Below are 12,356 nucleotides of genomic sequence, written 5' to 3'. Positions count from 1 at the left end.
GGGTCTTGTCAGCAGTCCATCCCGATGCCCACAGGGTGAGACATCTCCGGTCATGCCTTGAGCTCGAACCACACCCGCTTCCCGGACCGGGCCGGGGTCTGGTCGATGCCCCACGCGTCCGTGATCAGATCCACCAGGCCCAGCCCCCGCCCGCTCTCGTCCCACGGCCCGGCCGTCCGCCTGACCGGTAACACCGGCGAGTTGTCCCCCACCTCGACCCGCAACCGTCCCTCCTCCGCGATCAGCAGCACGGCGCAGGAGCAGTCGGGTACGTGCTTGATCACGTTCGCCAGCAGCTCGGTTACGGCCAGCCCGGCGGCGTCGGCAACGTGACCCATCTCCCACATCTCGGCATAGATGCGCACGATGCGGCGGATATGACGGACGGCGTGCGGGGACATGGCGGCCAGGATGAGGTGGTACTGCGGCGGGGGGTACGCGATGTCTTTGTTCACGCCACAAGGGTGGATCCAGTCGATTACTCTCGGCTATGTGACGAACACAACGCGTCCGGGCGTTGCTGGAGTTGAGGAGGGGCACACCTGTGGCGAACATCAGCGAACTGGACCCGAGTGCATCCCCGCTGAACTACTACGGTTACGAGCTGCGACGGCTGCGTGAGTCCGCATGCCTCACGCTGAACCAGCTCGGCAAGATCATCTTCTGTACGGGCTCACTGATCGGCCAGATCGAGACGGCCCGCAAGGCCCCGACCCGCGAGCTGACGGAACGGGCGGACGCGGCGCTGGGGGCGGATGGGGCGCTGCTGCGGTTATGGCCGCTGGTGGCGCGGAGCCAGTTGCCGGGGTGGTTCCAGCCCTATGCGGAGATGGAGGCCATCTCGACCTACATCTCGACGTACCAGACGCAGCTCGTACACGGTCTGCTTCAGACCGAGGAGTACGCACGTGCTGTTCTGAGCGCACCCCTACAGGAACGCGTCGAAGAACAGGTCGACGCGCGAATGGAACGACAGCGCATCCTGAGCCGTTCGAACCCGCCGGTGCTGTGGGTCGTCCTGGACGAGGCGGTGCTGCACTGGAACATCGGCGAACCGGACGTGATGCGCAGGCAACTCGCCCACCTGTTGAGTTTCCGAGATCGGGAGGATGTGAACGTGCAGGTGCTGCCGTTCACGGCAGGGGCTCACGCAGGACTCATGGGCCCGTTCACCTTGCTCCGCTTCAAGGATGAACCAGACATCGCTTACTCCCCGGGCTACAACTCAGGCCACATGACCTTCAATCCGCAAGACGTCAGGGACCGTTCGCTCCGTTACGATCACCTGCAAGCCGCCGCCTTGTCCGTCGAGGACTCGGCGCAGCGGATCGCCCAGGTGATGGAGGAGCGCAATGGGGAGCACCCCAGAACTGACCGTCGCGCAGTGGCGTAAGTCCAGCTACAGCGGATCGGACGGCGGCGAATGCGTGGAGTGCGCCGCACTCGGCGGCGCAACGTGGCGTAAGTCCAGCTACAGCGGATCCGACGGAGGAGACTGCGTAGAGGTGGCGGAGATAGCCACCCAGCAGCAGGTGGCCGTGCGCGACTCGAAGAATTCCCACGGCCCCACCTTGCTGCTCTCCCTCACCGCCTTCGCCGACTTCGTCGTCGCCGCCGCGACCGGCAAGCTCTGAAGTGGTCGAGGGCTTCCACAGTTTTCACTGGCAGGACTGCGAGTTGGGCGACGCGGAGCTGAACCGCGCGCTCGACGAGCTGACGGCCCCGACCGAACCCACCGCGCATCTGCGCGCCTTCCGCACCCTGCTGCACAGCGAGAACACCGCCGCCGCGGGCATCGCGCTCGACCACTTCCAGTACTCCGGCGCGATGACCCGGTGGGGTGGGGAGAGCGCGCTCGATCTGCACGAGGCCGACGTACTCACCGTGGCCCGCAAGTTGCTTCGGCAGCCGCCCATGGCCAACGGCGCCAACCACGCGAGTGCTCTGAACGCGATGATGAACATCGCCCAGCCGGAGGACGCCGACCTGATAGCCGACGCCCTGGCACTCGCGACCGACGTGAACGTGCGCTCGGCGGCTTGTACGGCGGCGGGCGCGGCCCTCTACGGGAGTGAGGAACCGAGCCTGCGGTTGCTCACGGCTCTCGGGGATCTGGTCTTCGACGAGCACCTCGATATCCGGGAGCGGACCCAGGCCCTCTCCAACGTGGGCGACGCCGACTGTCCCGAGGCGACCGACCTGCTGGTGCGTGCCACCGAGTCCACCGAACTCGACCTCCAGACCCAGGGGGCGATCGAACTCACCACCCGTGGCCGCCTTCCCGCACACCGCGAGCGCCTCGAACGTCTCGTAGCGACCTGGCCCGAGGACGCGGGATCCCAGGCAAACGACGTACGAAAGGCACTGAGCGGGTTCCACAGCCTCTACTGGACCGACGCCGCATGGGACGATCCGGAGCTCGGGCGTGCCCATCAGGAGCTGATGTTCCCGTCGGGGAGGCCGGACGACTACCACCGCGCGTTCCGGACGCTGCTGCGCAGCGAGCATCCGATGGCGGTGGGCATCGCACTCGACCACTTCACCAGCTATGACGGCCTGCGCGAAGTCCTCGATCCGGACGAGGTCGACGCCTACGAGCCCGAGGTGATCGCTCAGGCCCGGGACGTAATACAGCGGCACGGCGCTGCCGCCCTCCATCTGAGCGCGTTGAACACGCTCGGAAGCGGCAACGCCGAAGCCTCGGACGCCGAGCCGATCATGGACCTGCTGGAGCGCACGACCTCGGGCGAGGTCCGCGACAAGGCGCTGTGGGTTGCCCTCGGGGTGCTCAAGGGGATCGAGACCCCGGACCCGCGCTTCATCGACCTGGTCGGCCGCTGCGTAGTCGACCCGGCTCTCTCCGGCCACGAGGCGACCGCGCTGCGCGTCCTCGGCGAAGCGTTCGGGCCCGAGGCGAATCCCTTCCTCGTCCGCGCCCTGGACAGCGACGACGTCGACCTCCAGATCAGCGCGGCGTGGCAGTTGTCCCACCCTCAGCGCGTCGAAGAGCACCGCGAATTGCTCACGGGAGTCGTCGGGAACTGGCCCGCTCTGACCGGCCGTTCGGGATTCCTCGCGAGACAGATACGCACGAGGGTGCTGGGGCCCGCCGCGAGCGGCGGGCGCTGACTCAGCCGTTCAGCTTCTCCATGCACAGGGTGTACTGCGGGCGGCCGTTCCGGGTGACCTGGTACGTGCTCAGGCCCGGCTCGCACTCGTGGTTCAGCGGCCAGTCCTCCTTGACCTTGTAGTCGGCCGTCGCTCCGCCGCAGTCGACCTTCTTCAGGTCCGGGTCGCCCTCGGTGCCCTTGTTCTGCACGCAGTCGCCCGCGTTGATGGTCTGGCTGGCCACCTTCTTCTGCTGCTCGGGACCGGTGGTGTTGCCACGGCTGTTGTAGTACCAGACGCCCGCGATGATGAGCGCGAGCGGGACCGCGATCATCCGGATCTTGGTCTGACGGCTGAGTGTGGACATGCTGCATTCCCCCGTGGTGGTGGTGAGCTGGGCACATCAATTCGATGTGCGGCCCTGAAAGTTAGCCCGCGTCTCTGACATCGCAAAACGCGCTTCGCGGCCGCCGCGCCGCACAAGAACGACGATCTTGGGCAACCTGGGACCGCTGGCGACTGTCCTGTGAAGAACCCCTCACCCAACCGTGACACCGCGACCGCCGGCCGACCAGGTCGGCGGCGAGCTGGGCCGGCCCGTGCTTGGTCTGCCGCCGCAGCGCGGCGGCCGCGTTCACCGGGAGCCCTGGGGTCTCAGGGCTCCCGGGTGAGCGGCTGTGCGTGGCGTCAGCGTGCGAACTTTTCGATGGCCGCTGGGGTGACGGGGGTGAAGAAGTTGACGAGGTTGCCGTCGGGGTCACGGAACAGCAGCGACCGGTTGCCCCAGGGCATCGTGGTGGGCTCGTTGACGAAGTCGGTGACGAAGCCGGTCAGGTTCTGGTGAACGCGGTCCACGTCGTCGACGAGGAACTCGGTGATCACGCTGTGGTTGTCCGCCGGGCGGGCAGAGCCCGGGGCGAACAGCGGGACGGTGCGGGTGTGGGCGATCGCGAGGGTGGCGCCCGCGGTCTTGAGTTCGGCGAAGTCCTCGGTGGCCCACGTCGCCCGCGCCCCTGTGGCTCGCTCGTAGAACTCGACGAGGAGCGCTACGTCGCCGGTGATGATGCGGATCGAGACGAAGTCCATGGGGATCTCCTTGGTTGTGCCGGAGGCGTGCACGTCGCAGGCTAGGAGAAATAGTGGACAGAATCGGTCCTCTATTCGCGTTAGGCTGCGAACATGCCTCGACCCACCGGCCGCGTGCTGACACTCCTGGAGCTGCTGCAGTCGGGTGGCACCCGGACGGTGGCCGAACTCGCCGACCGGCTCGGCGTCGAAGGGCGCACCGTGCGGCGGTATGTGGACCAGCTGATCGACCTGGACGTGCCCGTGGAATCGGTGCGCGGCCGCTACGGCGGGTACCGGCTCGCCCCCGGGTACCGCTTGCCTCCGCTCATGCTCAGCGACGACGAGGCGCTGGCCGTACTGCTCGGCCTGGTCGCCGGCCGCCGAGCAGGGTTGACGACGACGGAGCGCACGGCGAGCGAGACGGCATCGGCGAAGATCCGGCGGGTGCTGCCCAAGCGCATCGCCCGTCGGCTCGACACACTCCTGGAAGCTCTCGCCTTCACGGATCAGCCGGATGATTTCGACACCCCCGACGCCGAGGTCCTGCTCACCATCGCCGATGCGGTGCGCCACCGCCGACCGGTCTCGATCCGCTACACCGACCGCGACGGACGGCGCAGCGAACGCACGCTGCACGCGTACGGGATCGTCGCCCATGCGGGCCGGTGGTACGTCACGGGCAAGGACGCCCAGATCGGCGCGGACCGAACCTTCCGGCTCGATCGCATCGCAGACGCGCGCACCCTGCCCGGCTCATTCGAAGCGCCTGTGGGTCCCGATCCGGCACATCGCCTGTTGTCAGCCTTCGCCACGGCCGAGTACCGGCACGAGGTGACCGTGCGGATCCACGGGACGGTTGAGCAGATCCGCGCCCGCCTTCCCGCCAGCGTCGCGAACCTGGAGGAGTACGCGCCCGTGGCAGGCGAGGACCGGGCGACCGAGCGCTGGCTGCGCGTCGAGCTGCGGGCGGAGCGGCTCGATTGGTTGCCTCCGGTACTCGCCTCACTTGACCGGCCGTTCGTCATCGAGCGTCCGGATGAACTGCGCGACCTCGTCATCGCGCTCGCCGATCGCCTCGCGTCCTACGCCCGCCAAGCCTGACCGCGAGTAACCAATGTCATGGGATGGCACAGCTAGGTCCTGTCCTGTCGATCTTCGTGGATCAGCCCGCGGCGTCTGGTGCCGTGGATCGCAAGGCGGAGGGTCGTCCTCGTACTGGGCGTACTCGGATGATCCCGACAACGCGGCGAGGCGCGGTGCCAGGCGTCGCGGGCCCGCGAAGATCGGCAGGACAGGGCCTAGGGGCTGGCCCCGCCCCACCGGGCGACGAACGGCCCGTACCGCCCCACGGTGCCCCTTCAGCACCTATGCTGACCCCATAGCTGCGGCTACCCGGCCTTCCTCCCCACACCGAACTCATCGACGGATGCTTCGTCTTCGGGAGCCCGCAAGAGAAATGGCACAGCCGGGTGATCAATCTGCTGGTCGCGGAACTGGATCGGCAGGCACCGGCCGGGCTGCGGGCCGATCGGGAGATGACCGTCCGGCTCGCCAAGCGACAGGCTCCCGAGCCGGATGTCGTGGTGGTGACCGCCGAGGCGTACGACCGCGACGCCATGGTGGCCACCGCTGTTGGGACCGTCGGTGTGACTGCCGCTGGGCGGTTAGCGCTCCGGATGACGAGCAGCACAGGGCGGTCGGGCGGCCCCGGGCTCGTGTAGGGTTTTCGCCATGCACGCGCGACTGAACATGAACTGGTGGTGGACCGCTCATCCGGCGGCCCACTGATCGCGCGTACATCCAGACACCACGCGAAGGCCGCCCGAGGGGCGGCCTTCGGCGTTTGCGCGGGTCGTTCCTCCTCCTCGGAAGGAACACACCGCCATGCGGAACGACACACAGGCCACGGCACGCGACGTCATCGCGCGGCTGCTCTCGGCCGACTCCCCCTTCGCCCTGATCCACCGCCGTACCCCCGGGCACGCCCAGGACACCGTGGAGGTGCTGGCCGGGCCGGTGAGCGAGGTGGAGCGGCTGACCGACATCCCGTTGCCGACCGGGATCCCGGAGGGCGGGGCGGCGGTCGCGGACGCGCTGGCGCTGGTGCCTTTCCGGCAGATCAGGGAGCGGGGGTTCGACGTACGGGACGACGGGACGCCGCTGGCCGTACTGCGGCCGGAGGAGACGTACGAACTGCCGCTCGGCGAGGTGCTGGACGCGCTGCCCGCGCACCGGGTGAACGTCGAGGACGGGGCCTTCGACGTCGAGGACGATGCGTACGCCGAGATCGTACGGCGGGTCATCACGGACGAGATCGGCACCGGCGAGGGCGCCAACTTCGTGATCCGAAGGACCTTCCGGGGGGAGATCCCGGGCTTCGGGAGTACCGACGCGCTCGCGCTCTTCCGGCGGCTGCTGGCCGGGGAGCGGGGCGCGTACTGGACGTATGTGGTGCGTCTCGCGGACGGGCGGACGCTGGTGGGGGCCAGCCCCGAGGTGCATGTGCGGATGTCCGGGGGCACGGTCGTGATGAACCCGATCAGCGGGACCTACCGCTACCCGGCCGACGGAGCCGACGCCGACGGGCTGCTGGCCTTCCTCCACGACCGCAAGGAGGTGGAGGAGCTGTCCATGGTCGTGGACGAGGAGCTGAAGATGATGTGCACCGTCGGCGACCGGGGCGGTGTGGTGATCGGCCCCCGGCTGCGGGAGATGGCGCACCTCGCGCACACCGAGTACGAGCTGCGCGGGCGGTCCTCGCTGGACGTACGGGACGTCCTGCGGGAGACGATGTTCGCGGCGACGGTCACCGGGTCGCCGGTGCAGAACGCCTGCCGGGTGATCGAGCGCTACGAGCCCGAGGGGCGGGGTTACTACGCCGGGGCGCTGGCCCTCATCGGCCGGGACGGCGGCGGAGCGCAGACGCTGGACTCACCGATCCTGATCCGGACCGCCGACATCGACGCGGCGGGCGCGCTGAAGGTCGAGGTCGGCGCGACGCTGGTGCGGCACTCCGACCCGCGGGGTGAGGTGGCGGAGACGCATGCGAAGGCGGCGGGCGTGCTGGCGGCACTGGGCGTGCGGCCGGGGCCGGGGGCGGTGGAGGGGAACGAGGGCGTTGCACGGCCGCGGTTCTCGGAGGATCCGCGGGTGCGGGCGGCGCTCGACGCGCGGCGGGCGGATCTCGCGCCGTTCTGGCTGCGGATGCAGAACCTTGAGGAGCCGGTGGAGGTGGGCGGGGGGCTGGGGCTGTCGGGCCATGCGCTGGTCATCGACGGCGAGGACACCTTCACCGCGATGCTCGCCCATCTGCTCCGGACGTCCGGACTGACCGTCACCGTGCGGCGGTACGACGAACCGGGCGTACGGGAGGCGGCGCTCGCGCACCAGGGCCCGGTGGTGCTGGGCCCCGGCCCCGGCGATCCGGGCGACACCGCCGACCCGAAGATGCGGTTCCTGCGGCGGCTGGCCGCGGACCTGGTGGCCGGGCACCGGCATGGCCTGCTGGGGGTGTGTCTGGGGCACGAGCTGATCGCGGCGGAACTGGGGCTGGAGATCGTGCGGAAAAAGGTGCCGTTCCAGGGGGCGCAGGAGCGGATCGACTTCTTCGGGCGGGAGGAGACGGTGGGCTTCTACAACACGTTCACCGCGCGGTGTGAGGAGGCGGCGGAGACGGAGTTGGCGATGCACCGGGTGGAGCTGAGCCGGGACGCGGTGAGCGGGGATGTGCATGCGGTGCGGGGGCCGGGGTTCGCGGGGGTGCAGTTCCATCCGGAGTCGGTGCTGACGATGAATGGGGCGGTGCTGGTGGCGGAGCTGTTGGCGGCTGTGCGGGTGTGAGGGTCCCCCACCCCGCCCCTTCCCGAAACCGGGGCTCGACCCCGGACCCCGACCCCCGGGGGCTCCGCCCCCCAGGCCCCCGGTTTTCGGGGGCTCCGCCCCCAGACCCCCGCTCCTCAAACGCCGGAGGGGCTGGGTTTTGGGGCTCCGCCCCCGGCCGGTGCGGGGCCGGGGGCGGGGGCCCGGGGGCCTCGGGGTCAGCCGAAGAAGACCTGGGCTTCGGCGTAGAGCGACGGGTCGACCGTCTTGAGGCGGGCCGTCGCGTCGGCCAGAGGGACGCGGACGATGTCCGTGCCGCGCAGGGCGACCATCGTGCCGAAGTCCTGGTCCCGCACGGCGTCGATCGCGTGCAGCCCGAAGCGGGTGGCGAGCCAGCGGTCGAAGGCGCTGGGGGTGCCGCCGCGCTGGACGTGGCCGAGGACGGTCGTACGCGCCTCCTTGCCCGTACGGCGCTCGATCTCCTTGGCCAGCCATTCGCCGATCCCGGAGAGCCGGACGTGTCCGAAGGAGTCGAGCGAGTCGTCCTTCAGCACGGCATCGCCTCCCTTCGGCATGGCGCCCTCCGCGACGACCACGATCGGCGCGTAGCGGATCTTGAAGCGGGATTCGACCCAGGCGCAGATCTGGTCGACGTCGAAGCGCTGCTCGGGGATGAGGATGACGTTGGCGCCGCCCGCCAGGCCCGAGTGGAGGGCGATCCAGCCCGCGTGGCGGCCCATCACCTCGACGACGAGGACGCGCATATGGGACTCAGCGGTGGTGTGCAGCCGGTCGATCGCCTCGGTGGCGATGTTGACGGCGGTGTCGAAGCCGAAGGTGTAGTCCGTGGCGGAGAGGTCGTTGTCGATGGTCTTGGGGACGCCGACGCAGCGGATGCCGTACTCGCCGGAGAGGCTCGCGGCGACGCCGAGGGTGTCCTCGCCGCCGATCGCGATCAGCGCGTCGACCTCCTGCTTGGCGAGGGTGTCCTTGACCCGGCGGATGCCGTCCTCGCTCTTGAGGGGGTTGGTGCGGGACGAGCCGAGGATGGTGCCGCCGCGCGGCAGGATGCCGCGCACCGCGCGGATGTCGAGGGGGATGGTGTCGTTCTCGAGAGGGCCTCGCCAGCCGTCCCGGAAGCCGACGAAGTCATAGCCGTATTCCTGTACGCCCTTGCGGACGACGGCGCGGATGACCGCGTTGAGCCCGGGGCAGTCGCCGCCGCCGGTCAGCACTCCGACCCGCATCGTTTCTTCCCTTCTCCCGTGGAATCCCGTGCTTGGGCCCGGTACGGAGGGCCACGCTAACGGTGATCCAGGTCACAGGGGATGGGGTCTTGGTCGATTTCCGCACACGCCTGGGGAGTTGCTTGTGAACTTCACCCTTACGAGGGGATCGGAGCTGCCCAAACCTCAGGCGCCGTCCAGGCCCCGTTCGATCGCGTACCGCACCAGCTCCACGCGGTTGTGCAGTTGCAGCTTGCCGAGGGTGTTCTGCACATGGTTCTGCACGGTGCGGTGGGAGATCACCAGCCGCTCGGCGATCTGCTTGTACGAGAGCCCCTTGGCCACCAGCCGCAGCACCTCCGTCTCGCGCTCGGTCAGCTGCGGGGCGACCGGCTGGTCGGCGGCGGTGGGGGCGGGTTCGCCGGCGAGCCGGCGGTACTCGCCGAGCACCAGGCCCGCGAGGCCGGGGGTGAAGACGGGGTCCCCGGCGGCGGTGCGGCGCACCGCGTCGAGCAGGTCCTCCGTACTGGCCGACTTCAGCAGATAGCCGGTGGCGCCGGACTTCACGGCCTCCAGGACATCGGCGTGCTCACCGCTCGCGGAGAGCACCAGCACCCGCAGCTGAGGGTCGGCGGCCACGACCTCCTTGCAGACCTCGACCCCGGGCAGCCCGGGGAGGTTGAGGTCGAGCACCAGGACATCGGGTTCGGCGGCCTTGGCCCGGCGGACGGCCTGCGGGCCGTCCCCGGCCGTGGCCACCACGTCGAACCCGGCCTCGGACAGATCGCGGGCCACCGCGTCGCGCCACATCGGATGGTCGTCCACCACCATCACCGTCACCGGCCGCTCCTCGTGGTGATCGGTCATCGTGCTGCCTTCCCCTTGCCGTCCGTCGATGTCTTGCCGTCCGTGGACGCTTTGTCGTCCGTGGACGCTTTGTCGTCCGTCGACGCCTTGTCGTCCGTCGAAGTCCCCGACGGCACGGGCGCCTTCGGGACCGTGAGTTCCACTTCGGTGCCCTGGCCCAGGGCCGAGATCCACTCGGCCGTACCGCCGAGGTCGCGCAGCCGTCCCCGGATCGACAGGGCCACCCCGAGACGTCCCTCGCGCTCGGCGTCGGCGAGCCGTCCGTCCGGGATACCGGGGCCGTCGTCCCGTACGGTCACCATCACGGCGTCCGGTTCGTCCTCCACCAGGATCCAGGCGCGGGCCTCCTCACCCGCGTGGACCCGCACATTGTCCAGCGCGGCGCCGACAGCGGCCGCCAACTCCCCCGCCGCGTGGGCCGGGAGGACCACAGGGGCGCCGGGTTCGGAGAGGGTGACCCGGGATCCGGTGTGCGGCGCCAGCAGGGCGCGCAGATCGCACGGCTCGGTGCCGGACGCCCCGTCGGGGTCGTCGTCCGGGACGGGAGCCGGGGCGTGGCCCACGGTGCGCTGTCCGGGGACGCCGCGCGGTGGGGTCACCAGACCCGTGGAGACCAGGGTGCGCAGCGCGATCTCCTGTTCACCGGCCATCCGGCCCAGTTCGGCCGCCTCGCCGCCGATCGCGGCGCCGCGCCGCTGCACCATGGCGAGCACCTGGAGCACGCTGTCGTGGATGTCGCGGGCCAGCCGCTCCCGTTCGCGGGTCGCGGCCTCGATGCGCAGGGCGCGTGCGAGGGTGCGCTCACTGGCGCGGGCGACCTCGACGATGTAGCCGATAGCCACGCTCGCCACCCAGACGAGCATCAGCATGTGGATGGTGTCCTGGGCGAAGCCGCCGCGCTCGATGATGTTGGCGGCGCAGACGACGGTCGAGGCCCAAGCCGCCCAGCGCCAGCCGCCCTTGATGGCGAACCCGAGGACGGCGCCCGCGGTCCATATGGACGGCAGGGTGGGCGTGCCGTCGGCGATCCGGTCGTGGGTGTCGACGAGCGGGGTGAGCAGGATGCCCACCACTGCCACACTGAGGTCGCCGACCAGGAAGCGCCGGGTGCAGCTCTCGGCCGAGGAGACCATGCGGTAGGTCAGCGCCGTCCACACGGTCAGTACGGCCATGTAGGCGCCCGCGCCCAGCGGGCGGTCGTAGTCGTGGAACGACACGACGTAGAGGGTGAGGGCGTAGAGGAGGGTGAGGACGCGGTAGGCGGTCAACGCCTGCCACAGCGGCTGCTCGACGGACATCCGCACCACGCGCTCGCGCTTCGGACGGCGAGCCCGCCGCTCACGCTCCGGCTGCTCCGACCGCTCCGGCCGCTCGGCCGCGTCCTCCTGCGTGTGCTCCTGCCTGTGCTCCTGCTCGGGCTGCTGCGCCACGATCCCCCCGCCCCCGGGCCCGGACGGCGGCTTACGCCCCGGCCGTGTTCTTGTGCTTCTCCTTCTCGGCCTTCTCCGCCTGCTTCCTGGCCGCCTCCGCCTCCGCGATCTGCCGCTTGGCGGCCGTCGCGTAGATGTCGACGTACTCCTGGCCGGAGAGCTTCATGATCTCGTACATGACCTCGTCGGTCACCGAGCGCAGGATGAAGCGGTCGCCGTCCATGCCGTGGTAGCGGCTGAAGTCCAGTGGCTTGCCGATCTTGATGCCGGGCCGCATCAGCTTGGGCATGACCTTGCCCGGCGGCTGGATCTTCTCGGTGTCGATCATGGCGACGGGGATCACCGGTGCGCCGGTGGCCAGCGCCACCCGGGCCAGACCGCCCGGCTTGCCCCGGTAGAGACGGCCGTCGGGCGAGCGGGTGCCCTCGGGGTAGATACCGAACAGCTCACCGCGCTTGATCACCTCGATGCCCGCCTTGATCGCGGCCTCACCGGCACCGCGCGAGCCCGAGCGGTCCACCGGGAGCTGACCGACGCCCTTGAAGAAGGCCGCCGTCAGCCGCCCCTTGACGCCCGGGGTGGTGAAGTACTCCTGCTTGGCGATGAAGGTGACCTTGCGGTCCAGCATCGCGGGGAGGAAGAAGGAGTCGGAGAAAGAGAGGTGGTTGCTGGCCAGAATGGCCGGTCCCTCGGCGGGAATGTGCTCAAGTCCCTCCACCCAGGGCCGGAAGGCAAGCTTCAGTGACCCACCCACCGACAGCTTCATCGCACCGTAGAACAACCGAGACTCCTCCTGTATCCGACGAGTAGACCTTAACTTGCCTACCCCGGCCGCGGC

Annotated in this window: 14 protein-coding genes; 7 read left to right on the top strand and 7 right to left on the bottom strand. The window is 69.7% G+C overall.

From position 1 onward, the window contains the following. Positions 1 to 50 precede the first annotated feature (50 nt). The gene (locus AC4BEG_RS25900) at positions 51 to 455 is read right to left on the bottom strand and encodes an ATP-binding protein (RefSeq protein ID WP_490702146.1); all 405 of its coding nucleotides are present in this window, start codon (positions 453 to 455) and stop codon (positions 51 to 53) included. A gap of 89 nt (positions 456 to 544) precedes the next feature. Between AC4BEG_RS25900 and AC4BEG_RS25895 the strand changes: the two genes are divergently transcribed. Genes AC4BEG_RS25895 through AC4BEG_RS25885 form a run of 3 tightly spaced genes read left to right on the top strand, consistent with a single transcriptional unit; the run spans position 545 to position 3,129 of the window. Next, positions 545 to 1,393 carry a helix-turn-helix domain-containing protein gene (locus tag AC4BEG_RS25895; protein ID WP_490702145.1) on the top strand — a complete coding sequence of 283 codons (849 nt, stop codon included), beginning with the start codon at positions 545 to 547 and terminating at the stop codon, positions 1,391 to 1,393. Then, the gene (locus AC4BEG_RS25890; RefSeq protein WP_490702144.1) at positions 1,353 to 1,634 is read left to right on the top strand and encodes a DUF397 domain-containing protein; all 282 of its coding nucleotides are present in this window, start codon (positions 1,353 to 1,355) and stop codon (positions 1,632 to 1,634) included. Before AC4BEG_RS25895 ends, AC4BEG_RS25890 begins: the two co-directional genes overlap by 41 nt. A gap of 43 nt (positions 1,635 to 1,677) precedes the next feature. Continuing rightward, entirely contained in the window at positions 1,678 to 3,129 is a 1,452-nt protein-coding gene (locus AC4BEG_RS25885) for a hypothetical protein (protein WP_490702143.1), read from the top strand. Position 3,130: 1 nt separating this feature from the next. On the opposite strand, the gene AC4BEG_RS25880 is transcribed toward AC4BEG_RS25885, so the two are convergent. Further along, complete coding sequence (locus tag AC4BEG_RS25880; RefSeq protein WP_490702142.1) at positions 3,131 to 3,475, bottom strand: LppU/SCO3897 family protein; 345 nt, start codon at positions 3,473 to 3,475, stop codon at positions 3,131 to 3,133. Between the two features lie 320 nt (positions 3,476 to 3,795). Continuing rightward, positions 3,796 to 4,194, bottom strand: a complete 399-nt coding sequence (locus AC4BEG_RS25875; protein WP_490702141.1) for a VOC family protein — start codon at positions 4,192 to 4,194, stop codon at positions 3,796 to 3,798. Between the two features lie 93 nt (positions 4,195 to 4,287). Here AC4BEG_RS25875 and AC4BEG_RS25870 point away from each other — a divergent pair, with 93 nt between their 5' ends. The 4 genes from AC4BEG_RS25870 (at position 4,288) to AC4BEG_RS25855 (ending at position 8,016) form a co-directional block, all read left to right on the top strand. Then, the gene (locus AC4BEG_RS25870; RefSeq protein ID WP_490702140.1) at positions 4,288 to 5,277 is read left to right on the top strand and encodes a helix-turn-helix transcriptional regulator; all 990 of its coding nucleotides are present in this window, start codon (positions 4,288 to 4,290) and stop codon (positions 5,275 to 5,277) included. A gap of 281 nt (positions 5,278 to 5,558) precedes the next feature. Further along, the gene (locus AC4BEG_RS25865) at positions 5,559 to 5,897 is read left to right on the top strand and encodes a Uma2 family endonuclease (RefSeq protein WP_490707190.1); all 339 of its coding nucleotides are present in this window, start codon (positions 5,559 to 5,561) and stop codon (positions 5,895 to 5,897) included. A 10-nt stretch (positions 5,898 to 5,907) separates the two neighbouring features. After that, positions 5,908 to 5,964: a trp operon leader peptide gene (locus tag AC4BEG_RS25860; protein ID WP_490707189.1), complete on the top strand. Its 57-nt coding sequence runs from the start codon at positions 5,908 to 5,910 to the stop codon at positions 5,962 to 5,964. Between the two features lie 96 nt (positions 5,965 to 6,060). Continuing rightward, on the top strand, positions 6,061 to 8,016 hold the full coding sequence (locus tag AC4BEG_RS25855) for an anthranilate synthase family protein (RefSeq protein ID WP_490702139.1): 1,956 nt from the start codon (positions 6,061 to 6,063) through the stop codon (positions 8,014 to 8,016). Between the two features lie 197 nt (positions 8,017 to 8,213). Here AC4BEG_RS25855 and AC4BEG_RS25850 read toward each other — a convergent pair whose 3' ends face one another. The 4 genes from AC4BEG_RS25850 to AC4BEG_RS25835 all read right to left on the bottom strand — a co-directional run bounded on the left by AC4BEG_RS25850 (position 8,214) and on the right by AC4BEG_RS25835 (position 12,284). Beyond that, positions 8,214 to 9,242 carry a 6-phosphofructokinase gene (locus AC4BEG_RS25850; RefSeq protein ID WP_490702138.1) on the bottom strand — a complete coding sequence of 343 codons (1,029 nt, stop codon included), beginning with the start codon at positions 9,240 to 9,242 and terminating at the stop codon, positions 8,214 to 8,216. Positions 9,243 to 9,407: 165 nt separating this feature from the next. Continuing rightward, the gene (locus AC4BEG_RS25845) at positions 9,408 to 10,088 is read right to left on the bottom strand and encodes a response regulator (RefSeq protein ID WP_490702137.1); all 681 of its coding nucleotides are present in this window, start codon (positions 10,086 to 10,088) and stop codon (positions 9,408 to 9,410) included. Further along, the gene (gene macS / locus AC4BEG_RS25840; RefSeq protein WP_490707188.1) at positions 10,085 to 11,386 is read right to left on the bottom strand and encodes a MacS family sensor histidine kinase; all 1,302 of its coding nucleotides are present in this window, start codon (positions 11,384 to 11,386) and stop codon (positions 10,085 to 10,087) included. Before macS ends, AC4BEG_RS25845 begins: the two co-directional genes overlap by 4 nt. A gap of 163 nt (positions 11,387 to 11,549) precedes the next feature. Then, the gene (locus AC4BEG_RS25835) at positions 11,550 to 12,284 is read right to left on the bottom strand and encodes a lysophospholipid acyltransferase family protein (RefSeq protein ID WP_490707187.1); all 735 of its coding nucleotides are present in this window, start codon (positions 12,282 to 12,284) and stop codon (positions 11,550 to 11,552) included. Between the last annotated feature and the right edge of the window lie 72 nt (positions 12,285 to 12,356).

The sequence above is a fragment of the Streptomyces sp. JLBJ103 genome (assembly GCF_058215575.1).
The sequence above is the reverse complement of the archived record's forward strand: the minus strand, read 5'-3'. Positions and strand labels throughout refer to the sequence as shown.

Bases quoted from the DNA above. Each gene is read 5' to 3' on its own strand.
- AC4BEG_RS25890 (WP_490702144.1), top strand. From the start codon at position 1,353: ATGGGGAGCACCCCAGAACTGACCGTCGCGCAGTGGCGTAAGTCCAGC.
- AC4BEG_RS25880 (WP_490702142.1), bottom strand. From the start codon at position 3,475: ATGTCCACACTCAGCCGTCAGACCAAGATCCGGATGATCGCGGTCCCG.
- AC4BEG_RS25875 (WP_490702141.1), bottom strand. From the start codon at position 4,194: ATGGACTTCGTCTCGATCCGCATCATCACCGGCGACGTAGCGCTCCTC.
- AC4BEG_RS25870 (WP_490702140.1), top strand. From the start codon at position 4,288: ATGCCTCGACCCACCGGCCGCGTGCTGACACTCCTGGAGCTGCTGCAG.
- AC4BEG_RS25855 (WP_490702139.1), top strand. From the start codon at position 6,061: ATGCGGAACGACACACAGGCCACGGCACGCGACGTCATCGCGCGGCTG.
- AC4BEG_RS25850 (WP_490702138.1), bottom strand. From the start codon at position 9,242: ATGCGGGTCGGAGTGCTGACCGGCGGCGGCGACTGCCCCGGGCTCAAC.
- AC4BEG_RS25845 (WP_490702137.1), bottom strand. From the start codon at position 10,088: ATGACCGATCACCACGAGGAGCGGCCGGTGACGGTGATGGTGGTGGAC.
- macS (WP_490707188.1), bottom strand. From the start codon at position 11,386: ATGTCCGTCGAGCAGCCGCTGTGGCAGGCGTTGACCGCCTACCGCGTC.
- AC4BEG_RS25835 (WP_490707187.1), bottom strand. From the start codon at position 12,284: ATGAAGCTGTCGGTGGGTGGGTCACTGAAGCTTGCCTTCCGGCCCTGG.